We start from the raw sequence: 22,006 nt of genomic DNA, 5'->3' as shown, positions 1-22,006 counted from the left end.
GCCGCCGCACGCGGGCACAAAAAAAGCGCCGGTCGCGGATGCGCCGGCGCTTCTTGATGTCTTGGTCGCGTCGGGCTCTTGGGTGAGTCCTCGTCGCGGCAGGCCTAGTTCAGGCGACCCTTCAGGTCATTCATGCTCTGGGCCAGGATCTCGTCGGCGACGGGTCCCTTCACCTTCTGCATCAGAACCCGCTCGGAAGCGGCGATCGCCAGATCGGCGGCGCGGGCGCGAACCTCGGCCACGGCCTGGTGTTCGGCCTGGGCGATCTTGTCCTCGGCCGACTTGGTCCGCCGCTCGATCATGTCCTCGAGCTTGGCGTTCGCCTCCTCGGTCATCCGCTCGGCTTCCGCCTTGGCGTCGGCGACGATCTGCTCAGCCTCTTCCTCGGCCTCGCGGCGCTTGCGCTGATATTCGGCCAGCAGCGCCTGGGCTTCCTCGCGAAGCTGGCGGGCCTCGTCGAGTTCCTTGCTGATGCGATCGGCGCGTCCGTCGAGGGCGCGGACGATCATGCCGGGAACGCCATAGTAGATGATGATGGCGATGAAGATGATCAGGCTGACGAGTGCCCAGAATGCGTCTGCGGTACCCATCGCGCTATTCCTTCACGGCCTTGACGGCTTCGGTGATCTCGGCGCGGTCGGCGGTCACCGAAGCCACGGTCGCCAGCACCGCCTCGGCGGCGTCGGCGGCAATGCCCTCGACTTCGCCAAGGGCCTTCGCCTTGATCTCGTTGATCTGGGTTTCCGCCTGGCGGACCTTCTCCGTCAGGCCTTCCTCGGCCTTCCGGCGCTTGGCGTCGTTGTCGGCCTTGATGTGCTCGCGCCTCTCGGCAGCGATCCCATGGGCCTTCTTGCGCGCTTCCGCGAGTTCGGTCTCGTAGGCCTCGATCGCGGCGTCGGTCTCCTCGCGAAGCCGGTCGGCCTCGCCCAGATCACCGGCGATGCGGTCGCGACGATCCTCCAGGATCCCGCCGAGCCGCGGCACGATCACCCGGATCATCAGGAAATAGAGGATGCCGAACGAGACCGTCAGCCAGAACAGATGCGACGGGAACGATGCCGCGTCGAACGCGGGAAACGCGCTCTCCGCCCCCATGGGAACGTCGACAGCTCCGTGGGCTGCATTGGCGGCCTGCTCGGCCAGGTGTTCGCTCGCCATCTCTTAACGTCCTTTCGCGCCGGCGTTCCCAGGATCGCGGTGGCGCCGAGTCGAGGGGACCCGAGGCCATGCACCGCGATCGCGTCTCAAGGTCAACCGCGGGATGCGAACGGAGACCCTGTCTCCGCCTGTCCGCATCCCGCTTTCGGGAACGCCAGCCATTCCGTTGCTACGGACGGGGTGCGTCTGAAATCAGACGGCGAACAGCAGCAGCAGGGCGATCAGCAGCGAGAAGATGCCCAGCGCTTCCGTCACGGCGAAGCCGAAGATCAGACGGCCGAACTGGCCATCGGCCGCGGACGGGTTGCGCAGGGCGCCGGCCAGGTAGTTGCCGAAGATGTGGCCGAGGCCGATGCCGGCGCCGCCGAGACCGAGGCAGGCAATACCGGCACCGATGAACTTCGCAGCTTCCGCTTCCATGAGGTGTGCTCCTTAGCGTGAACGGGTTTTTGGTTGCGAACGTGATGGAGTGCGCCGACCGTCAGTGCGACGGATGCAGCGCGTCGTTGAGGTAGAGGCAGGTCAGGACCGCAAACACGTAGGCCTGCAGGCCGGCGACCAGGAATTCCAGCGCGGTGATCGCCACCGTCATGATCAGCGGGAGAATCGCGCCGATGATGCCGATGAAGCCGAGTGCGCTGAGACCGGCGACGAAGGCGGCGAACACCTTCAGCGTGATGTGGCCGGCCAGCATGTTCGCGAACAGACGAACCGCGAGGCTCACCGGACGCGACACGAAGGAGATCACCTCGATCGCGCTGACCAGCGGCAGGATCGCAAGCGGCACTCCATCGGGCACGAACAGCTTGAAGAAGTGCAGTCCGTGGCGCCGGATACCGGAAATGATGACCGTCAGGATGACCAGCATGGAGAACGCGAAGGTCACGATCAGCTGGCTGGTGACGGTGTAGAAGTAGGGGAACATGCCGATCATGTTCGCCACCAGGATGAACATGAACAGCGAGAACACGAGCGGGAAGAACCGCATGCCCTCGGCGCCCGCCGAGCTTCTCAGCATCGAGGCGGAAAACTCGTAGCTCATCTCCGCCATCGACTGCCAGCGGCTGGGCACCAGGCCGCGTCCGCCGGTCGACAGGATGAGGAACAGCGCCACGACGGCCGTGGTGGCGAGCATGAACAGCGATGCGTTGGTGAACGACAGATCCATCCCGCCGACATGAATGTCGACGATCGGATGAACCTCGAACTGATGGATCGGATCGAGTCCGCCTGCTTCCGCCACCTGCTCCGCTGCTCCTGATTATGGGCGCCGGTCGCCTAGCGACCGTCGCTCCCGTCTTCGTCGACCCGCCTTTTGCCGGGTTCCGGGGTTTGGATCAACCCCGCCGATCGCATCAAATTCAGTACGCCCGCCGCAAAGCCGAGCATCAGAAAGACAATGAGCCCGAACGGCGTGGTGCCGAGCCAGGTATCGATGCCCCAGCCGATGGCCGCGCCGACGGCCACGCCACCCACGAACTCGGAGCTCAGCTTGAGCGCCTGACCCATCCCCGCGTAGTTGGAGGAGGCGGCCCGATCGGTCCCATCCCGCTTCCGACGAGCCGCGCGCTGGGCCTCGATCTTTCCGGACAGTCGGCTCAGCCGCGAGGAGAGGTCGCCCGTCCCTCCGGCAGTGCCGTGATGTTCGTCGTCGCCCGCCATCTTCGTTCGACCGCTGTTTGGGTCCGCGTCCCAGGAGGACGTCGAACCAGTCGCGTGCCTGCACGAAGGACCGGCACGAGCTGACGCCACCACCACCCCTGTCGGATGGCGCGCACGTTATGCAGTGCAATTTTCTGGAGTCAAGCGACCATTCGCGCGGACGGAGGCATTCGAAAGTCCCGGATGCCGGGCGAATCGGTGTTCCGGGCCGTCCTGCGCGAGGTCCGTGGCCGGCGACCGGAGGCGATGGCCCCGTCCGAACCTCTCCCGCGGTGCGAAACCGGGTGCCGCGGCCATGCTTTCCGGCGCTTCAACGGGCGTGGCGCCGGCGCTGATTCCTGTGGACATGTGCGCCGCTGCCGGCCCCGGAAGTGCCCGGAGGCCGGTCTAAACGGCCTCCAGGAAGCGCTCGGCCGTCTCCAGATCGACCGATACCAGCTGCGAGACGCCGCGCTCGCCCATCGTCACGCCGAACAGCCGGTGCATCCGCGCCATGGTGATCGGGTTGTGGGTGATGATCATGAAGCGCGTCTCGGTGCGGCGGGTCATCTCCTCGACGAGGTCGCAGAAGCGCTCGACGTTGGCGTCGTCCAGGGGCGCGTCCACCTCGTCCAGCACGCAGATCGGCGAGGGGTTTGTGAGGAACACCGCGAAGATCAGCGCCATCGCCGTCAGCGCCTGCTCGCCGCCCGACAGCAGGCTCAGCACCTGCGGCTTCTTGCCGGGGGGGCGGGCGATGATCTCCAGCCCTGCCTCAAGCGGGTCGTCGGCCTCCACCAGCGTCAGCTCCGCCTCGCCGCCGCCGAACAGGTGGATGAACAGCGTCTTGAAGTGGTCGTTGACGGTGTCGAAGGCGTCGGTCAGGCGGGCGCGGGCCTCGCGGTTCAGGTTGGAGATCGCCTGGCGGAACTGGGCGATGGCGTTGATGATGTCGTCGCGCTCCCGCGTCAGTGTGTCGCGTCGTTCCTCGAACTCGCGGACCTCCTCCTCGGCCCGCAGGTTGACGCCGCCCAGCCGCTCGCGCTCGGCCTTCAGGCGGTCGAGGCGGGTTTCGGCGCCGGTCATGTCGGGCAGCGGCGCGTCGGCCTGGATGCCGCCGATGCGGCCGGCTTCCTCCGGATCGCACTCCAGCGTCTCCAGGATCTCCTCGGTGATCGCGGCCTCGCGGTCGTGCGCGGCGGTGAGCCGCTCCTCGGCGCGGGCGAGGCCCTCGCGCGCCGTGCTCAGCGCCTCCAGCGCCGCCTTGGCGGCCCGGTCGGTCTCGGCCACGGTGGCCTCGGCCACGACGCGGGCGTCGGAGGCCTTGGCGAGTTCGGTCTCCGCGGTGGCGATCTCGCCGGCGATCGCCCGCCGCTTGCGGTCGTGATCCTCCGGCATCTCCATCAGCCGGGCGCGCTCCGCCTCGGCCTCGCCGTGCCGGCCGGCGAGCTCCTCGCGGTGGGCGGCGGCGGTGCCGACGCGGGTCCGCCAGCTCTCGATTTCCCGGGCGATCGCCGCCTTGCGGTTGGTGCGCAGCTCGTTCTCGCGCCGTTCGCCGTCGAGCCGGGCGCGCGCCTCGGCCGCCGAACGGCGCAGCGCCGACACCGAGGCGTCGGCCGCCTCGCGGTGGCGGGCGAGCTCGGTCAGGTCCGGCGCGGCCTCGAAGGCGCTGGCGGCCTCCGCGGCGGCGGCCTCGGCGGCGCCCACGCTCGTCTCGGCGCGCGTCGCCGCCTCGGTGAGCGCGCTGCGGCGGTTCTCCAGCTGCGCGGCTTCCTTCTCGGCGGCGGCCAGCCGCGTGCGGGCGTCGCGGCTCGCCTGGCTCGCCGCGCGGGCGGTCTCGCGGGCCGTCTTCTCGTCGGCCGCCGCCTGGGCGGACGCGGCGCGCGCGGCGTCGAGGGCGGCCCGGTCGATGGCGAGCGCCGCCTGCGCCGTCTCCAGCTCGCCGGCGAGTGCCTCCAGGCGGTTGCGCTGGGCGAGCCGCTGGGCCGCGGCGGTCGGCGCGTCGGCGCGGGCGACCAGCCCGTCCCAGCGCCAGAAGTCGCCGGATTTCGACACCAGCCGCTGGCCGGGTTTCAGGAGTTTCTGCAGCTCCGCGCCGCGCGCCGCGTCGACGACGCCGATCTGGGCGAGGCGGCGGGCGAGCTCGGCCGGGCCGCGCACGTGGGCGCCCAGTGATTCGGCGCCCTCGGGAAGCAGCGGGTCGTCGCCCTCGACGGCGCCGCCGCCCCAGAAGATCGCCGCCTCGGGATCGAGCGCCGCGTCGAGATCGTCGCCGAGGGCGGCGCCCAGCGCCACCTCGTAGCCGCGCGCCACCTTCAGCCGGTCGACGACCGGCGGGAAGCGGCTGTCGCCCAGCGTCGCCAGGATCGTCTCCAGCGTCCGCTTCTCGGTTTCCAGCGCCGAGATCTCCTTCTCCCGCTCGCCCACCGGAGCGCGGGCCTGGTCGGCGGCGTCGCGCGCCTCGCGGGCGCGGGCCTCGGCCGCCTCGCCGGCGCCGAGCGCGTCCAGCTCGGCCGCCTCCGCCGCCTCCAGCGCGGCGCGCGCCGCGGCGACGCCGCTGGTGCGGTCCAGCTCCGACTGGATGCGGGCGAGGTCGGCGCGGATCTTGTCGCGCTCGGCGGTGGCGCGGGAGACGTCCTGGGCGGTGCGGGCGCGATCCTGCTCGAGCCTTCGGCGCTCGGCGGTGGCGCCGGCCTCAGCGCGCGTCGCTTCGGCCTGCCGGGTCTCGGCTGCCGTCAGCGCCTCCTGTTCCTGGGCGAGGCGCGCCTCGGCGGCGGCGCGGCGGTCGGCGGCGCCGTCCTCCTCGGCGGTGAGCGTCGCGGCCTCCGCCTCCAGCCGCTCCACGGCCTCCTCGGCGTCGCGCAGCACCGCCGCCTCGCGCTCGATGTCGGCGGCGATCTGGCCGATGCGGCGCTCCAGCTCGCCGAGCCGCTCGCGCATCCGGCGCTCGTCGTCCTCCAGCGCGGTGGCGGCGTGGCGCAGGCGCTGCAGGGTGGCGCCGGCGGCGGCCTCGCGGTCGCGCAGCTGCGGCATGGCGCTGGCCGCCACCGCCTGGTCGCGGGCGGCGGTGGCCTGGGTCTCGGCGGCGCCCTGGGCGGCCGCCTTGGCGTCGGCGAGGGTGGTGCCGGCGGCGGTGGCCGCGGCGCGCGCCTCGCGCCAGCGCAGGTGCAGGACCAGCGCCTCGATCTTGCGGATCTCCGCCGACAGCCCCTTGTAGCGGTTCGCCTGGCGCGCCTGGCGCTTCAGGTTTTCCAGCTGCGTGCCGATCTCGCCGACCACGTCCTCGACCCGGTCGAGGTTCTGCTCGGCGGCGCGCAGCCGCAGCTCCGCCTCGTGGCGGCGGGCGTGCAGGCCGGAGATGCCGGCCGCCTCTTCCAGGATCTGCCGGCGCGCGGTGGGCTTGGAGCCGATCAGCTCGCCGATCTGCCCCTGGCGCACCATCGACGGTGAGCGCGACCCGGTGGAGGCGTCGGCGAACAGCAGCTGCACGTCGCGGGCGCGCACCTCGCGGCCGTTGACGCGGTAGACCGAGCCGCTCTCGCGCTCGATCCGCCGGGTGATTTCCAGGTTGTCTTCGGTGTTGAAGCCGACCGGCGCCGAGCGGTCGGAATTGTCGAGGACGACGGACACCTCGGCGACGTTGCGGGCCGGCCGCTTGCCGGATCCCGCGAAGATCACGTCGTCCATGCCGGAGGCGCGCATGGACTTGTACGAGCTTTCGCCCATCACCCAGCGCAGCGCCTCGACCAGGTTCGACTTGCCGCAGCCGTTCGGGCCGACGACGCCGGTCAGCCCCGGCTCGATCAGGAAATCGGTCGGGTCGACGAACGACTTGAAGCCGGAGAGGCGGAGGCTGGAGAACTTCATGGCGCTACCGGCCGCCGCCCGTCCGGGCGGCGGTCTGTCAGGCGGGCCGGGGCGCGCCCGGTGGGACGCGCGCCGGAGCGCTCAGCGCTGGCGGCGCTAGCCGTTGAGTTCCGGATCGATGACTTTCGAGAACTCGTCAATCCCGCGGGCTCCCCGCAACATGCGACCGTTGATGAAGAAGGTCGGGGTCGACGTCACGCCGAAGTCCTTCACGCCCTTGTCCTTCACCTCGTTCACTGCGTCGAGAAGCTCCTGATTCGTCAAGCACTCCTCGAAGCTTTCCTGTGTGAATCCGGCCTGTTTGGCGAGGTTCAGCAGCGCCGTCACCGGATCCTGCGCGTAGGCCCACTGACGCTGCTTGGCGAACAACAGGTCGACCATGTCGAAATATTGGTCGGCGGGGCGGCAGCGGGCGAGCATGAATCCGGCCGCGGCGAGCGGGTCGAGCGGAAACTCGCGGAACACCAGCCGCACCTTGCCGGTGTCGATGTATTTCTCTTTCAGCTGCGGCAGCGTGGTCTCGTGGAAGTCGGCGCAGTGCGGGCAGGTCATCGAGGCGTACTCGACGATGGTGACCGGCGCGTCCTCGGACCCCATGAACATCTCGTCGAGCGGGCCCTTGGCCATCAGCTTGTCGACGTCGACGGACTTCTCCGCCTCCTGGGCGAAGCTCGGGGCGCCCATCGCCACGAGGGCAAAGGCACACACGCCGGCGGCGAGTACGGTCCTGCGGGTAAGCGTCACTTCGGTATCCTCCTGAGCTCCTGTGCTCCCGAACGGGGACGCATCTCGTTCCCTACGTGCCGATCGTGGCGGAACATGGCAAGCGCGAACACATGGGCGAATGGCGTCGCGGGGGCGTCTTCGTGCCCTATCGGGCGTCCGGCCCGCGCGCCGGGCGCGATGACAGCACGGCGCGGCCGAGCCGCTCCAGCGCCGCCTTCAGCGGCGATTCCTCCAGCGCGGCGAGGCGTTCGGCCAGCGCCGCCTCGTCCTCGGCCGACAGCGGAGGCAGCGGCGCGCGCGGCGCCTCGCGTGCGGGAATCGGCCGCTGCACGATCTTCAGCCGCTCCACGGCGCGCCAGCCGAAGAAGGTGTTCAGCCGGTCGATCAGCAGCGGCGCGGTGTGCTGCAGCACCATCGCCGAGGCGCCGTTGGTGGCAACCACCAGGGTGGCGCCGCCGCCGGCTTCCTCCTCGCCGGCGCGCCGGCGCGGCCAGATCAATCTTTCGGGAAGTGCCGTCAGCGCCGTTTCGGCGTCCACGATGGAATCCCAGTGCGTGAGGATCGCGGCGGAGGCGAATCCCCGCTTGCGGGCCGCGGGCGTCAGCGCGTCGCCGATCAGGTCGGCGAGCGGCACCGCCCGGCGCCGTTTGGCGAACGGCGGGGCGCGGTGGCTGTCCTTGGGTGTGCTCCCGCGAGCCATGGGAGTCCTTGCATCGGGAGGAAAAGCGGAAGGCGGCAGTCTAATCGAGTGGCCGGGCCCGCGCGAGGCTTGATCTTCCCGCAGCCATGGGCGACACGCGATCGATGCCGAGCCCCGCTTCGTCCCCCTCCCGTCTCCGCGAGCGCGCCCCGGCGCTGCTCGCCTGGTACGACGCGCACGCCCGCCGCCTGCCGTGGCGCATCGGGCCGGCGGCGCGCAAGGCGGGCGAGCGGCCCGACCCGTACCGCGTCTGGCTGTCGGAGATCATGCTGCAGCAGACCACGGTGGCGGCCGTCGGCCCCTATTTCGGCCGCTTCGTCGCGCGCTGGCCCACCGTGGCCGATCTCGCGGCGGCCGAAAGCGACTCCGTCATGCAGGAGTGGGCCGGACTCGGCTACTACAGCCGCGCCCGGAACCTGAAGCGCTGCGCCGAGATCGTCGCCGCCGAGCACGGCGGCCGCTTTCCCGAGACCGCCGCCGGCCTGTCGATGCTGCCGGGCATCGGCCCTTACACGGCCGGCGCCATCGCGGCGATCGCCTTCGACGAGCAGGTGCCGGTGGTGGACGGCAACGTCGAGCGCGTCGTCACCCGGCTGGAGCGCATCGCCACGCCGCTGCCGAAGGCGAAGGCCGAGGTCCGCGACGCGGTCGCGGCGATGACGCCGGCGTCGCGGCCCGGCTGCTTCGCCCAGGCGATGATGGATCTCGGCGCCACCATCTGCACGCCGAAGCGGCCTGCCTGCGCGCTCTGTCCGCTGATGGAAGGCTGCGCCGCGCGCATCGCCGGCGATCAGGAGCTCTATCCGGTCAAGGCGCCGAAGAAGGACAAGCCGACCCGCACCGGCGTCGCCTACGTGGCGGTGCGCGCCGACGGCGCCGTGCTGCTGCGCCGGCGGCCCGAGCGCGGGCTGCTCGGCGGCATGGCCGAGGTTCCGGGTGCTGGATGGGCGGCGGGAAAGGGCGAGATCGAGGACGACGAGCCGCCGCTCAGGGCGACGTGGCGGCGGCTGCCGGCGCCGGTGCGGCACACCTTCACGCACTTCCACCTGACCCTCGACGTCTACCGGGCGGAGGTGGGCAGGGACATCGCGGCGCCGGCCGATGCGTGGTGGTCGCCGCCCGACCGTCTCGACGGCGAGGCACTCCCCACCGTCATGCGCAAGGTCGTTGCGGCGGCGCTGGAGACGGCCGGCTAGGCAGCGCCGTTCTTTCCTGAAGTTGCCCCCACCAGCGCGCGACTGCGCGCCGGCCGGTCAGGCCGCGCTCGCGTGAGCGGACCGGAGTCCCCCAAGCGCGCGACCGCGCGCCGGCCGGTCAGGCCGCCCACCCGGAGCCGGTGAGCGAAGCGAACCCGGCGTGAGGGGAAAGCGAACGCCGGGTTCAGGCCGCCTGTGCGGCGGCCGCCGTTGTCGCGCGGATCGCTTCGCGCAGCGCGTCGATGGGCTGGCGGTTGCCGCGCCGCTCGAAGTGCCAGAACGTCCAGCCGTTGCACGCATCCAGGCCCTGCACCGCGGCGCCCACCTTGTGGATCGAGCCGACGTGGCCGTCCGCCTCCAGCGAGGAATCGGCGCGGACGATCGCCCTGTGCCGGTTCTTCGGGCAGGTGAGCACCTCGCCGGGCCGCATCAGGCCGGCTTCCAGCAGCGTGCCGAAGGGGATGCGCGGCGCGGCGCGCTTGCTGAGCACGGTCCGCAGACCCTCGTCCGGCGCGGCGTGCACGCTGGCGATGCGCTCGCGGGCGGCGGCGGCGTACGTCGCGTCGCGCTCGATACCGATGTAGTGGCGGCCGAGCGCCTTGGCGACGGCGGCGGTGGTGCCGGAACCGAGGAAGGGATCGCAGACGATGTCGCCCGGATTGGTGCTGGCCAAAAGCGCCCGGTAGAGCAGCGCCTCCGGCTTCTGGGTGGGATGCAGTTTGTGCCCGTCATCCCCCTTCAGCCGCTCCTGGCCGGTGCACAGCGGCAGCGTCCAGTCGGAGCGCATCTGCAGGCCGTCGTTGAAGGTCTTCAGGGCGTCGTAATTGAAGGTGTAGCGGGTCTCGTGGCTGTCGCGCACCGCCCAGATCATCGTCTCGTGGGCATTGGTGAAGCGCCGGCCGCGGAAATTCGGCATCGGGTTCGACTTGACCCACACGACGTCGTTCAGGATCCAGTAGTCGAGGTCCTGCAGCGCCGTGCCGACGCGGAAGATGTTGTGATAGGAGCCGATCACCCACAGCGTTCCGCCGGGCCGGAGCACGCGCTTCGCAGCGGTCAGCCAGGCACGGGTGAACGTGTCGTACGCCTCGAACGAGGCGAACTTGTCCCACGCGTCATCCACCCCATCCACCTTCGACTGGTCCGGCCGCGTCAGCTGGCCTTCAAGCTGAAGGTTGTAGGGAGGATCCGCGAAGACCACGTCCACCGACGCTTCGGGGAGACGGTTCAGGATCTCGACGGTGTCGCCCACGTGAACGCGGTCGAGACTGTCGGCGAGGGAGAGAGACCGGGACGCCCGAGCGGACGCCCCGGTTTTACTGCTCATCATTGCGACGCATTACCTCACGCAATTGGCAGGACCGTTATGCGTCGCGGTTGGTAAAGACGGCGTTAATTCCGTAATTTTTTCAAAAGGTTAACCAAACCTTTCCGTCAAGGTTGCGGTCCGTCGCGCTTTCGCCCTCGACGCGGGAGCGGTCTATCCTGAATAGTGGGCCGTGCCTTCCGGCACGCACCGCCGGCAGGTCCGGCCGCACAGCAACGGAGGCGCTCAATGACCGGCTTCGAGCCACGCGACCCGCCCGCCGCGGCGCGGATCGACCATCCGCCGGCGTGGCCGGCCGAAGCCTTTCGCGATCCCCGCGCCGCGGTCGCCCGCATCGCTGCAATCTACGAGCGCAACACCGGCTTCCTGCGCGACCGCTTCGAGGCGGTGGTCCGCGAGGGCCGCATCCCCGAGCGCGGCGCCCGCGCCGTCTATCCGGAGATCGGCATCACCACCCAGTCGTTCGGCCGGGTGGATTCGCGGCTTGCCTACGGCTTCGTGCCGGGCCCCGGCACCCACACCACCACCATCACCCGGCCGGATCTCTTCACCGACTACCTGATCGAGCAGATCGGCCTGCTCGTCGCCAACCACGGCGCCGCCGTGACGGTGGGCGAGTCCACCGTGCCGATCCCCATCCACTTCGCCTATCCGGAGGGCATGAACGTCGAGGGGGCGCTCGGGCCGGGCATGGCCTGGCCGCTGCGCGACCGCTTCGACGTGCCGGATCTCACCCACATGGACGACGCCATCGTCAACGGCACGCTGGAGCGGGTGCCGGGATCGGTGCATCCGCTGGCGCCGTTCACCGCGCCGCGCATCGATTACTCGCTGCACCGGCTGCGCCACTACACCGCCACCAGCGCCCGCCATTTCCAGAACTACGTGCTGTTCACCAACTACGCCTTCTACGTCGATGCCTTCATCGCCCATGCCCGCCGGGTGATGGAGGAGGGCGGCGGCGGCTACGACGCCTTCGTGGAGCCGGGCGACTGCGTCACCCCGCCGGGCGCGCGCGGGCCCGAGAGCGGCCAGACGCCCGACCGGATGCCGCAGATGCCGGCCTACCACCTGGTGCGCGGCGACCATGCCGGCATCACGCTGGTCAACATCGGCGTCGGCCCGTCCAACGCCAAGACCATCACCGACCACGTGGCGGTGCTCCGGCCGCACGCCTGGCTGATGCTCGGCCACTGCGCGGGCCTCAGGAACACCCAGCGGCTCGGCGACTACGTGCTGGCCCACGGCTACGTGCGCGAGGACCACGTGCTCGACGCCGACCTGCCGGCCTGGGTGCCGATCCCGCCGCTGGCGGAGGTGCAGGTGGCCATCGAGCAGGCGGTCGCCGCGATCACCGGCCTGTCGGGCTACGAGCTGAAGCGGGTGATGCGCACCGGCACGGTCGCCACCATCGACGACCGCAACTGGGAGCTTCGCGACCCGCGCGAGCCGCTCCGGCGCTTCTCCCAGTCCCGCGCCATCGCGCTCGACATGGAATCGGCGACGATCGCCGCCAACGGCTTCCGCTTCCGGGTGCCCTACGGCACGCTGCTGTGCGTCTCCGACAAGCCGCTGCACGGCGAGATCAAGCTGCCCGGCATGGCGAGCGCCTTCTACCGGCGCCAGGTCGACCAGCACCTGGCCATCGGCATTGCCGCGCTGGAGAGCCTGCGCTCGATGCCGCGCGAGCGGCTCCATTCGCGCAAGCTTCGCTCGTTCGAGGAGGTCGCGTTCCAGTAGCCGGCCCGCCTTGCCGTCGCCCATGCGCAGCAAAAACGTTGCATGTTCAAGCGCTTGCCTCAATCGCGGCGATCGTCCGGGTCGCCCCGATTCGCGGAATCGCATAGATTGGGAGGACCGGGGCGAAAACCCGAATCACGGCTTCCATGCGGACGGGCAGTTCGCGCGGGCGTCGTGACACGCGCACGGGATGGCTGACCGGGGCCCGGGCTTCCGTCCGCATCCCGCACGCCCGTGATCGATGGGCGCCGCCATGGCCGGCGGCGGGACAAGGAGGACTACGGCTTCATGACCTCGACAGACATCCGACAGGCAGACACGCGACAGGCGGATTTCCGCCAGCGCCCCGCGTTCCGGCGGCTCGCCCGCATCGCGGTGCTGGCCTCCATCGCCTCGATGGTCGGCACCGACATCGCCGCCGCCGCGCAGGTGACCGTCTACACCCAGTCCGGCGCCCAGGTGGTGATCGACACCAACACCATCGCCCAGCCGATGATGTACTACACCGCCGTGGGCGCGCCCTACTGGGTCTACCCGGCGCACCCGGCCTACGTGCCGGGTCCGGTGCGCGTGGCCCCGGTCTACGGCCCGGCCGGCGTCAACGGCGTCGCCCGCCGCACCGCGCGGCGCACCACGCGCCGGGTCGATCGCCGCTGGTGATCCCGTCCGCCGCGCCGCCGCCAGTCGGGCGCTGCGCCCCGGCCGGCCGCGCGGCACCGCTTCGACAAGCCCGGGTGGCATCGCCGTCAGGCGGCGCCCGGCCCGGACGTCCGATCAGCCATCTTCGATACCGAGGAAATCCACGCACATGAGGTTCCATCTGACCTTCGCCCGCGGGCTCGGCCCGTGGGTCGCGGCCGCCGTGCTCGCCGGCTCCGTCGGCACCGCCGCCGCCCAGAGCGGCGCCGCCGACCAGGCCCCCACCGACGGCGACGCCGTCGCCGCCGTGCAGGCCATGACCGACCATCTCGCCGGCATGTCGAGCTTCGCCTTCGACGCCACCACCCTGTTCGACGAGCCCGCCCTCGAGGGCACGCCCAGCAAGCGGGCGGCCAGCATCCACGTCGCCGTCAAGCGGCCGAACAAGCTGTTCTTCGAGGCGAAGTTCGACGACGGCAGCGACCGCAAGGTCTGGTTCGACGGCAAGACGGTGACGCTCGCCAACATCGTCGACAAGACCTACATCGCGCTGCCGTTCGAGGGCGACACCGACGGGCTGATCGAGGCGATCGAGACGCGGCTCGGGCTCAACCTGCCGGTGCTGATGTTCGCCCGCTCCAAACCGTTCGACGACATCGCCGACAACGTGCTCGACATCTCGCTCGTCGGCACCCGCACGCTCGGCGACGCCGCCAGCACGCTGGTCGACATCGACACCATCGACGCCGCCAGCCAGCTGTGGATCGCCGAGGGCGACGCGCCGCTGCCGGAGCGCCTGGTGGTCACCTACGTCCGCCAGGTCGGCGATCCGGAGTACATCCTGAGCTTCGCCGGCTTCTCCGAGGCGGACCAGCCGGACGCGATGTTCGAGGCCAACATCCCGGACGGCTGGACGGCCATGGAGCTTCCCTCGGACAACTGACGCCTTCGGCCGTAGGGCGGCCTGTTGGCCGTGCCGGGCCGCGGACATGAAAAAGGCCGGGATCGTCGATCCCGGCCTTCGTCGTTTCAGGCGGTCTGTCGGCCGGAGAGGCCGATCAGGTGTTGCTGATGGAGATGCCGACGCCCTCGTAGAAGGTCAGGTCGACGAGGTCGCCGTCCTTCACGTCGAGGGTCTTCAGCATTTCCGGGTGCAGCAGCGCCACGGTGCGCTTCTCGCCGCTCGGGGCCTCGAAGGTCACCGTGCCGGCCTTGCGGTCGATCTTCTCGATCTGGATCGTCAGCGTCACGCTGCGGATGGTCAGGCCTTCCGGCAGCTTGTCGGTGTCGGTCAGGTCGACGTCGTCGACGTTGTAGGTGACGCCCGGCTGGTCGGCGCTGCTCTTCTCGACGTCGAGGATCAGGCCCTGCAGGTTCTCGATGGTGACGAACTGGTTCTCGCGCACCTCGGCGAGGTCGAATCCGACCGGCACCGGCACGGCGTACTGGTTGCCGTTGCGCAGTTTGACGACGACCTGGTTTTCCATCTCGTTCGTCGTGGCGACCTGCGCCTTGAAGGTCGTCACCGTGGCGTCGCCGAACACGTCGACGAAGCTCTGGGACGGCGTCGTGGTGGCCGTCGCGGTGGTCTTGGTCGTGGTCGTCGCCGTCTGCGCGACGGCCGGGGCGACCGCGAACGCGGACAGGGCGAGGGCTGCGGCGACGCCGCGCAGGGACGTGTTGAATGCGGTCATTCTGGTAGGTCCTCCTTGTCACCGGCCGAAGGGTGCCGGTGTGGCTTCCCGGCGTCTGCCGGGGCCGTTTAGTTGATCGTTCAATGCCGTAGTCGCCCGGTAGTTCCGCCGGATCGCGCGAAGGCCCTGTTCGATGCGGCGGGCAGGCACCCGATCCGCCCGAAATGGCCGCGGATCGAATGCCCGTTCCCTGGCGTCGTCGGAGGGCCGGTGCGCCGACGCTGATAGCACCGCGCCGCGGTCCGGGCCATGGCCTGCGCACGCCCGGCGCATGAACTTTTGTCCATGTCGCCGACGCCGCCGACCGCCGGCTCAGCTGCCCGCCACGTCGGCCAGCAGGCTCGCCGCCACCGACAGCCGGGAGACCGTGATCGTCTCGGTCTCGCCCAGCCGGGTAACCGTCGTCAGCGCGCGTTCCACCTGGTGCGCGCGCTCGGCGATCCAGGCCTCCACCGCCATGTCGGGATCGTCGGTCCCGCCCGACGACAGCACCTCCTGGGTGATCCGCCGGTGCGCCTCCGCCAGCGTCCGGCGGGCCCGGTCCAGCGCCAGGCCGTCGAAGTAGTCGCCGACGATCATGGTGCGGGCCAGCGCCTCGATCTGGCCGATGCGGAAGCGGCCGTCGATGGCGAAGTAGGCCTCCGCGGCGCGCTCCAGCGGCGCCCCGGTCTCCTCCGACACCACGATGATGTCCGGCACCGCCGCGGTGATCGCCAGACGCGAGATCCGGTGGGCGAGCGGGGCGGGCACGCCGGCCTCGATCCATCCCGCCGCGGTCTCCTCGGTCGCCTCGCGCAGGTGCTGCGGCATCACCCCGTTGAGCTTCGGCTCGATCGCCTCGATGCCGGTCCGGAAGCGGCTCACCACCGCCTCGATGCCCTCGTCGTAGCGCACGTTGCGGATGAACCAGACCGTCGCGTCGAGCACGAGGTCCTGGATCGCCCGGTAGAGCGCCAGCTGCACGTCGCCGGGCACCAGCGTGTCCAGCGCGTCGATCTCGCCGTTCAGGCTGGTGAGCGAGAACGAATCACGGCAGGTGGCGAAGGCCTGGGCGATGCGCTCCACCTCGGCGCCGGTCTGGTCGCTCATGCGCACCACGAAGGTCGGGCCGCCGCGGTTGATCATCGAGTTGGCGAGCACCGTGGCGATGATCTCCCGGCGCAGCGGATGCGCCTCGATCTGGTCGCCGAACTCCTCCTGCATCAGCCCCGGGAAATAGCGCCGGAGCTCGCGGCCGAGATAGGTGTCGTCGGGCACGCTGGAGGACAAGAGCGCGTCGTAGAGCGTGATCTTGGCGTAGGCGAGCAGCACGCCCACCTCCGGCCGCGACAGCGCCTCGCCGCGCGAGGCCCGGCTGGTCAGCTCCTGGTCGGTCGGCAGCGTCTCCAGCTCGCGGTCGAGCACGCCGCGCTCGCCGAGCAGCTGCATCATGCGCATCTCGAAGCCGACGTCCTCCAGGCCGAGGTCGCGTGTCAGCGAGATCGCCAGCGTCTGCAGGTAGTTGTTGCGCAGCACGATCGCGGCGACCTCCTCGGTCATCGCGGCGAGCACCTCGTTGCGCCGGGTCCGGTCGATCAGGCCCTGGCCCTCGGCGGCGCGCAGGGCGATCTTGATGTTCACCTCGACGTCGGAGGTGTTGACGCCGGCCGAGTTGTCGATCGCATCGGAGTTGCAGCGGCCGCCCGAGCGGGCGAACGCGATGCGCGCCTTCTGGGTCACGCCCAGGTTGGCACCCTCGCCGATCACCCGGACGCGCAGCTCCTCCGCCGTCACCCGGATGGCGTCGTTGGCGCGGTCGCCCACGTCCAGGTTGGTTTCCGAGGCGGCGCGCACGTAGGTGCCGATGCCGCCGAACCACAGAAGGTCGGCCTGCGTCTTCAGGATGGCGCGCATCACCTCCAGCGGCGTGGCGCTCGCCTTGTCGATGCCGAGCAGCGCCTGGATCTCCGCCGACAGCGTGATCGACTTCGCCGAGCGCGAGAACACGCCGCCGCCCTTGGAGATCAGCGCGGTGTCGTAGTCCTGCCAGCTCGAGCGCGGCTTGTCGAAGAGGCGCTTGCGCTCCTCCCATGAGGTGGCCGGATCGGGATCGGGATCGATGAAGATGTCGCGATGGTCGAAGGCCGCCAGAAGCCGGATCGCCTTCGACAGCAGCATGCCGTTGCCGAACACGTCGCCCGACATGTCGCCGACGCCGACCACCGAGAACGGCGTGGTCTGGATGTCGGTGTCCATCTCGCGGAAGTGCCGCTTCACGGCCTCCCAGGCGCCGCGCGCGGTGATGCCCATGGCCTTGTGGTCGTAGCCCTGGGAGCCGCCGGAGGCGAACGCGTCGCCCAGCCAGAAGTCTCGCGACTCGGCGATGGCGTTGGCCGTGTCGGAGAAGGTGGCGGTGCCCTTGTCGGCCGCCACCACCAGGTAGGTGTCGTCGCCGTCGTGGCGCACCACGCCGGGCGGCGGCGCGACCTGGCCGTCGATCAGGTTGTCGGTGACGCTCAGCAGCGCGTTGATGAAGATCTTGTAGGCCGCGGTGCCCTCGGCGAACACCGCCTCGCGCCCGCCAGTCTCCGGCAGCTGCTTCGGCAGGAAGCCGCCCTTGGCGCCCACCGGCACGATCACCGCGTTCTTGACCTGCTGCGCCTTCACCAGCCCCAGCACCTCGGTGCGGAAGTCCTGGGCGCGGTCGGACCAGCGCAGTCCGCCGCGCGCCACCTCGCCGAAGCGCAGGTGCACGCCCTCGACCCGCGGACTGTAGACCCAGATCTCGCGGAACGGCCGCGGCGCCGGCAGCACGTCGATGGCGCCCGGGAACAGCTTGAAGGCGAAGGTGTCGGGGACGCTGCCGTCCTCGTCCAGCTTGAAGAAGTTGGTCCGCAGCATCGCGTAGAGCAGGTTGGTGAAGCGGCGGATGATGGTGTCGTCGTCGAGGTTGGAGACCTGCTCGAGCTCGGCGTCGATCTGCTCCTGCAGGCGCGCGGCGGCCAGCGACCGATCGATGGTGTCGTCGCGCGGGTCGAAGCGCACGTGGAACAGCTCGACCAGCAGCCGCGCTACCGCCGGATAGCGGGTCAGCGCCCCCCAGATGTAGTCCTGGGAATAGGGCACGCCGGCCTGGCGCAGATAGCGCGCCAGCGCGCGCAGCATGGCGATGTCGCGCCAGGCGAGCCCGGCGGTCACCAGGAGCGCGTTGAAGCCGTCGCTCTCGGCCCGCCGCGTCCACACGGCCATGAACATCGCTTCCAGCGCCGCGCCCTGGCTGTCCAGGTCGATCGACCCGGCGCCGGTGCGCGCCAGCGACATGTCGTGGATGTAGACGTTCTCCTCGCCCTCCAGGTCGATCCGGAAGGTGCGCTCGTTGATGACGCGGAAGCCCATCTGCTCGAGGATCGGCACCCGGTCCGACAGCGGCGTCGGCGATTGGTGCGAGAACAGCTTCAGCGAGCAGCGGTTTTCCGCGTCGCCGGGCCGCCGGAAGAACACGATGGCCGTCGGCCGGTCGGCGTTCACCCGCTCGATCATGCCGATGTCGCGCACGGCGGTCTCGACGGAGTAGGTGGCCTCGTAGCCGCCGTCGAAGGCTTCCCCGTAGCGGGCGAGCAGGCGGTCGGTGGTCTCCCAGCCGTGCTGGTCGGAGAGCGCCTCGGCGAGGTCGTCGGCCCAGGTGCGCACGAGCTTGGCGACCGCCGCCTCCATCGTCTCGCGGGAGGGCTGCGGCGTCGGGCCGGCGTGGCGGCCGATGATGAAGTGGATGCGCGCCAGCGGCCCCTCGGGATAGTCCACGTAGGCGGCCGAAACCCGGCCGTCGTACAGCCGGGCGAGATAGTCGCCGATCTCGGTCGACTGCTCGGTGGTGTAGGTGCGGGTCGGCACGAAGACGAGGATCGAGACGAACCGCTCGTAGGAATCGGTGCGCGCCAGCACCCGGATGCGCGGCCGCTCGCCGAGCTCCAGCACCGCCGTCGCGAACTGGTAGAGCAGGTCGGCGTCGATCTGGAACAGCTCGTCGCGCGGGTAGGATTCCAGCACGTTCAGCAGCGCCTTGCCGGAATGGCTGTCGGCGTCGTAGCCGGCGCGGTCGAGCACCGCCCGAACCTTCTCGCGGATGTAGGGGATCTCGAGGACCGACTTGGTGTAGGCGCGCGACGAGAACAGCCCGACCAGCCGCACCTCGCCCTTCAGCGCGCCGTCCTTGCCGTAGTCCTTGATGCCCACGAAATCGAGGTGCACCCGGCGGTGCACGCGGGTCTGGGCGTTGGCCTTGGTGACGATCAGCGGCGGCGGCTGGCGCAGGAACTCGCGGATCTCCGGCGTCATCACCACGAACTCGGTGCCCCGGCGCAGCACCCTCAGCTCCGGGTCGCGCAGCAGGCCCATCCCGGTGTCGAGCTCAGGCTCCAGCTCGCCGGTCTCCACGTCGCCTTCCAGCCGGTACTCGCGCAGGCCCAGGAAGATGAAGTCGTCCTCGGTCAGCCACTCCAGGAACGACACCGCCTTGGTGAGCTCGGCCTCGTCGATGGGCAGCTCCGCCTTGCGGTAGCGCTTGATGATCTCCTTCACCCGCGCGCGCATCGGCTTCCAGTCGGCCACCGCGACGCGGACGTCGGAGAGGGTCTGGTCGAGGCGCTGGACCAGCTCGGCGCGGCGTTCCGCGCTTTCGATCCGGCCGATGTGGATGTGGATCAGGCTTTCCCGCCCGGCCTTGCCGTCGCCCGGGGCCTCGCCGAGAAACTCGACGAGCTTGCCCGCCTCGTCGCGCCGGCAGGCATAGATCGGATGCAGCACGAGCGAGACGTCGGCGCCGAAGTCGTAGAGCTCGTTCATCACCGAATCGAACAGGAACGGCATGTTGTCGTTCACGATGTCGATGACGGTGAGGCCCAGATGGTCGTGCCCGGCCGTCTCCAGCGACGGATTGACGACGGAGATCTGGTGCTCGCCCGCCTTGCGCTCCTGCACCACCGACCAGGCGTGGTCGGCGTGGGCAGAGAGCTCGTCGGCGCTGCACTTCACCAGGTCCTCGGCGGACCCGCGCGCGTAGAGCAGCGCGGTGAAGCGCTTGCGGTCGGATGCCTCGTCCTCGGCGGCGATCCGCCCGACGGCGGCGGCGATCCTGTCGGCCTTTTCGGCTTCGTAGCGATCGAGCATGGCGATCTCCGATCGTTTCTCCCGCTTCGGTGGTAGCGGGGCCGCCGACGTGCGGCAAGGGGAAGGGCCGGCGCGGCCGCGCGGAATGGCGCCCGGCGGATGGGTCTCACGGGAAGTTCACCGGTTGATGACCGTCGGGGGCGGGGGTGTTCGGGCGATGATGCGGGGCCGGCGGACGTGCTACGCTTGCCCGCCGGGTGCGGGATGGCTGTGCACAGGCAACGCGCGAGGCGGCGTATGTTTCCGTCCGCGCCCGTCCCGGGCCCGCCGCCTTGCCGCGGACGCAGGGCGCCCAGAAAAGGCTGAGAGGGAAACGCCATGACCGACGCGCGCGCTGAGAGCCCCGACTTCGACGACCCCGCCATCGCGCTGCATCTGGAGCCGTCCGAGCCCATGAGCCCGGCGACAGAGACCTATTTCGCCAAGTGCGAGGAGAAGCTCGGCCTGGTCCCCAACGTGCTCAAGGCCTACGCCTTCGACGAGAAGAAGCTGCGCGCCTTCACCGACATGTACAACGACCTGATGCTCGCCGACTCCGGCCTGTCGAAGCTGGAGCGGGAGATGATCGCCGTCGTCGTCTCCAGCGTGAACCGCTGCTACTACTGCCTGGTCGCCCACGGCGCCGCGGTGCGCGAGCTGTCGGGCGATCCGGTGCTCGGCGAGCTGATGGTGATGAACTACCGCGCCGCCCGGCTGCCGGCGCGCCAGCGCGCCATGCTCGACTTCGCCTGGAAGCTCACCGCCGAGCCGTTCGGCGTCGGCGAGGAGGACCGCGAGGCGCTGCGCGCCGCCGGCTTCTCCGACCGCGACATCTGGGACATCGCGGCGGTGATCGGCTTCTACAACATGTCCAACCGCGTCGCCGCCGCCACCGACATGCGCCCCAACGCCGACTATCACGCCCGCGGGCGCTGACGCCCGGCGGTCACGACCGCTTGCCTTTCCGGTGGTCGGGGGGCTAGGAGTAGCGCCACTCTGGAACAACTTGGAAAAGTGCCGCCATGGAGAAGTTCACGGTCCTCACGGGCGTCGCCGCGCCGCTGCCGATGATCAACGTCGACACCGACATGATCATCCCGAAGCAGTACCTGAAGACGATCAAGCGCACCGGCCTCGGCACCGGCCTCTTCTCGGAGCTGCGCTACAACGACGACGGCACGCCGAACCCGGATTTCGTGCTGAACAAGCCGGCCTACCAGAACGCCGAGATCCTCGTCGCCGGCGACAATTTCGGCTGCGGGTCCAGCCGCGAGCACGCGCCGTGGGCGCTGCTCGACTACGGCATCCGCTGCGTGATCTCGACCTCGTTCGCCGACATCTTCTTCAACAACTGCTCGAAGAACGGCATCCTGGCGATCAAGGTGTCCGAGGACGAGCTGGCGCTGCTGATGGACGACGCCGAGCGCGGCGCCAACGCCCGCCTGACCGTCGACCTGGAAGCCCAGGAGATCCGCGGCCCCGACGGCGGCGTCATCAAGTTCGACATCCACCCGTGGACCAAGCACTGCCTGCTCAACGGCCTCGACGACATCGCCCTCACGCTCGAGAAGGCGCCGACCATCGGCGGCTACGAGGACGAGGTCGCCAAGGACCGCCCCTGGATCTAGGGCTTACGACCCGGCATCGTCCTCGCCCGGCACTTCGGGTTTCCGCGAGGTGTGGAAGATGCTCTCGATGCTCAGCGTCTCTCCCAGGATCCGGTAGAAGATCCGGTAGCGGAAGCGCGCGAGCGTGAACATGTAGACCCCGGGGAGATCGGTTTCGCGTCCGATCCGGGGATAGCGCTCGAGGCTGCGGATGGCGATTTCCAGCGCGTCCGCAAAGCCTCGCGCGGCGGCGGGGTTCTCGTCCAGCAGATAGGCGACGGCGTCGGCGAGTTCGCGATCGGCTCGGCGGCTGAGCCGTGCCTTCATGCCGACCGCAGTCGGTCCAGATGCGCCTGCAGGGCGCCCTCGTCCGCATACCGCCCGGCGTCGCTGTCGGCGATTCCCGCCTCGACCGCACGTCGCTCGTCCGCGCTCAGCGTCAGCGGTCCGCCCTCTGGCCCGATCTGATCGAGGATCAGCCGCGCCAGGGCATCCTGCCGATCGGCCGGCAGCTTCGACAGCGCGCGGATGGCGTCTTCCATGAGCTTCGTCATGAAGCCAAGTCTAGCACGGCTTGCCGGGGTGCG

At 70.1% G+C, this 22,006-nt stretch carries 19 protein-coding genes; 6 read left to right on the top strand and 13 right to left on the bottom strand.

The window, feature by feature from the left end:
- Positions 1-104 precede the first annotated feature (104 nt).
- The 8 genes from AB7M35_RS12090 to AB7M35_RS12055 form a co-directional block, all read right to left on the bottom strand.
- Positions 105-590, bottom strand: a complete 486-nt coding sequence (locus AB7M35_RS12090; RefSeq protein WP_453960080.1) for a F0F1 ATP synthase subunit B — start codon at positions 588-590, stop codon at positions 105-107.
- 4 nt (positions 591-594) lie between these two features.
- A complete protein-coding gene (locus tag AB7M35_RS12085; RefSeq protein ID WP_453960079.1) occupies positions 595-1,158 on the bottom strand; it encodes a F0F1 ATP synthase subunit B in 564 nt (187 codons plus the stop codon).
- Positions 1,159-1,350: 192 nt separating this feature from the next.
- The gene (locus AB7M35_RS12080; protein ID WP_018700796.1) at positions 1,351-1,578 is read right to left on the bottom strand and encodes a F0F1 ATP synthase subunit C; all 228 of its coding nucleotides are present in this window, start codon (positions 1,576-1,578) and stop codon (positions 1,351-1,353) included.
- 61 nt (positions 1,579-1,639) lie between these two features.
- Positions 1,640-2,401: a F0F1 ATP synthase subunit A gene (locus AB7M35_RS12075; RefSeq protein ID WP_453960077.1), complete on the bottom strand. Its 762-nt coding sequence runs from the start codon at positions 2,399-2,401 to the stop codon at positions 1,640-1,642.
- Positions 2,402-2,436: 35 nt separating this feature from the next.
- Complete coding sequence (locus AB7M35_RS12070; protein WP_453960075.1) at positions 2,437-2,820, bottom strand: AtpZ/AtpI family protein; 384 nt, start codon at positions 2,818-2,820, stop codon at positions 2,437-2,439.
- 387 nt (positions 2,821-3,207) lie between these two features.
- Positions 3,208-6,666, bottom strand: a complete 3,459-nt coding sequence (locus AB7M35_RS12065) for a chromosome segregation SMC family protein (protein WP_453960073.1) — start codon at positions 6,664-6,666, stop codon at positions 3,208-3,210.
- A 96-nt stretch (positions 6,667-6,762) separates the two neighbouring features.
- Positions 6,763-7,410, bottom strand: coding sequence for a DsbA family protein (locus AB7M35_RS12060; RefSeq protein ID WP_453960072.1), 648 nt, complete (start codon positions 7,408-7,410; stop codon positions 6,763-6,765).
- A 127-nt stretch (positions 7,411-7,537) separates the two neighbouring features.
- Entirely contained in the window at positions 7,538-8,092 is a 555-nt protein-coding gene (locus AB7M35_RS12055; RefSeq protein ID WP_453960071.1) for a DUF721 domain-containing protein, read from the bottom strand.
- A gap of 104 nt (positions 8,093-8,196) precedes the next feature.
- Between AB7M35_RS12055 and mutY the strand changes: the two genes are divergently transcribed.
- The gene (gene mutY, locus AB7M35_RS12050) at positions 8,197-9,288 is read left to right on the top strand and encodes an A/G-specific adenine glycosylase (protein ID WP_453960070.1); all 1,092 of its coding nucleotides are present in this window, start codon (positions 8,197-8,199) and stop codon (positions 9,286-9,288) included.
- 184 nt (positions 9,289-9,472) lie between these two features.
- Here mutY and AB7M35_RS12045 read toward each other — a convergent pair whose 3' ends face one another.
- A complete protein-coding gene (locus tag AB7M35_RS12045; RefSeq protein ID WP_453960068.1) occupies positions 9,473-10,615 on the bottom strand; it encodes a DNA methyltransferase in 1,143 nt (380 codons plus the stop codon).
- Positions 10,616-10,843: 228 nt separating this feature from the next.
- On the opposite strand from AB7M35_RS12045, the gene AB7M35_RS12040 reads away from it, so the two are divergent.
- From AB7M35_RS12040 to AB7M35_RS12030, 3 genes are all read left to right on the top strand, one after another.
- Positions 10,844-12,355, top strand: a complete 1,512-nt coding sequence (locus AB7M35_RS12040; protein ID WP_453960066.1) for an AMP nucleosidase — start codon at positions 10,844-10,846, stop codon at positions 12,353-12,355.
- A 288-nt stretch (positions 12,356-12,643) separates the two neighbouring features.
- Positions 12,644-13,015 carry a hypothetical protein gene (locus AB7M35_RS12035; protein ID WP_453960065.1) on the top strand — a complete coding sequence of 124 codons (372 nt, stop codon included), beginning with the start codon at positions 12,644-12,646 and terminating at the stop codon, positions 13,013-13,015.
- A gap of 148 nt (positions 13,016-13,163) precedes the next feature.
- Entirely contained in the window at positions 13,164-13,937 is a 774-nt protein-coding gene (locus tag AB7M35_RS12030) for a DUF2092 domain-containing protein (protein WP_453960063.1), read from the top strand.
- A 115-nt stretch (positions 13,938-14,052) separates the two neighbouring features.
- On the opposite strand, the gene AB7M35_RS12025 is transcribed toward AB7M35_RS12030, so the two are convergent.
- Together AB7M35_RS12025 and AB7M35_RS12020 are read right to left on the bottom strand one after the other, a co-directional pair.
- The gene (locus AB7M35_RS12025) at positions 14,053-14,688 is read right to left on the bottom strand and encodes a hypothetical protein (RefSeq protein ID WP_453960062.1); all 636 of its coding nucleotides are present in this window, start codon (positions 14,686-14,688) and stop codon (positions 14,053-14,055) included.
- Between the two features lie 312 nt (positions 14,689-15,000).
- A complete protein-coding gene (locus tag AB7M35_RS12020) occupies positions 15,001-19,833 on the bottom strand; it encodes an NAD-glutamate dehydrogenase (protein ID WP_453960060.1) in 4,833 nt (1,610 codons plus the stop codon).
- A 393-nt stretch (positions 19,834-20,226) separates the two neighbouring features.
- On the opposite strand from AB7M35_RS12020, the gene AB7M35_RS12015 reads away from it, so the two are divergent.
- Positions 20,227-20,748 carry a peroxidase-related enzyme gene (locus tag AB7M35_RS12015; protein ID WP_453960716.1) on the top strand — a complete coding sequence of 174 codons (522 nt, stop codon included), beginning with the start codon at positions 20,227-20,229 and terminating at the stop codon, positions 20,746-20,748.
- Between the two features lie 86 nt (positions 20,749-20,834).
- A complete protein-coding gene (leuD, locus tag AB7M35_RS12010) occupies positions 20,835-21,440 on the top strand; it encodes a 3-isopropylmalate dehydratase small subunit (RefSeq protein ID WP_453960058.1) in 606 nt (201 codons plus the stop codon).
- Between the two features lie 3 nt (positions 21,441-21,443).
- Here the strand turns inward: leuD and AB7M35_RS12005 are convergent, their stop codons facing one another.
- Complete coding sequence (locus AB7M35_RS12005; RefSeq protein ID WP_453960056.1) at positions 21,444-21,746, bottom strand: type II toxin-antitoxin system RelE/ParE family toxin; 303 nt, start codon at positions 21,744-21,746, stop codon at positions 21,444-21,446.
- Positions 21,743-21,973, bottom strand: coding sequence for a hypothetical protein (locus tag AB7M35_RS12000; RefSeq protein WP_453960055.1), 231 nt, complete (start codon positions 21,971-21,973; stop codon positions 21,743-21,745). The genes AB7M35_RS12005 and AB7M35_RS12000 overlap by 4 nt, the downstream gene beginning before the upstream one ends.
- Positions 21,974-22,006 lie beyond the last annotated feature (33 nt).

Source organism: Amorphus suaedae (genome assembly GCF_053629675.1).
This window is presented reverse-complemented; position numbering and strand designations above follow the sequence as displayed.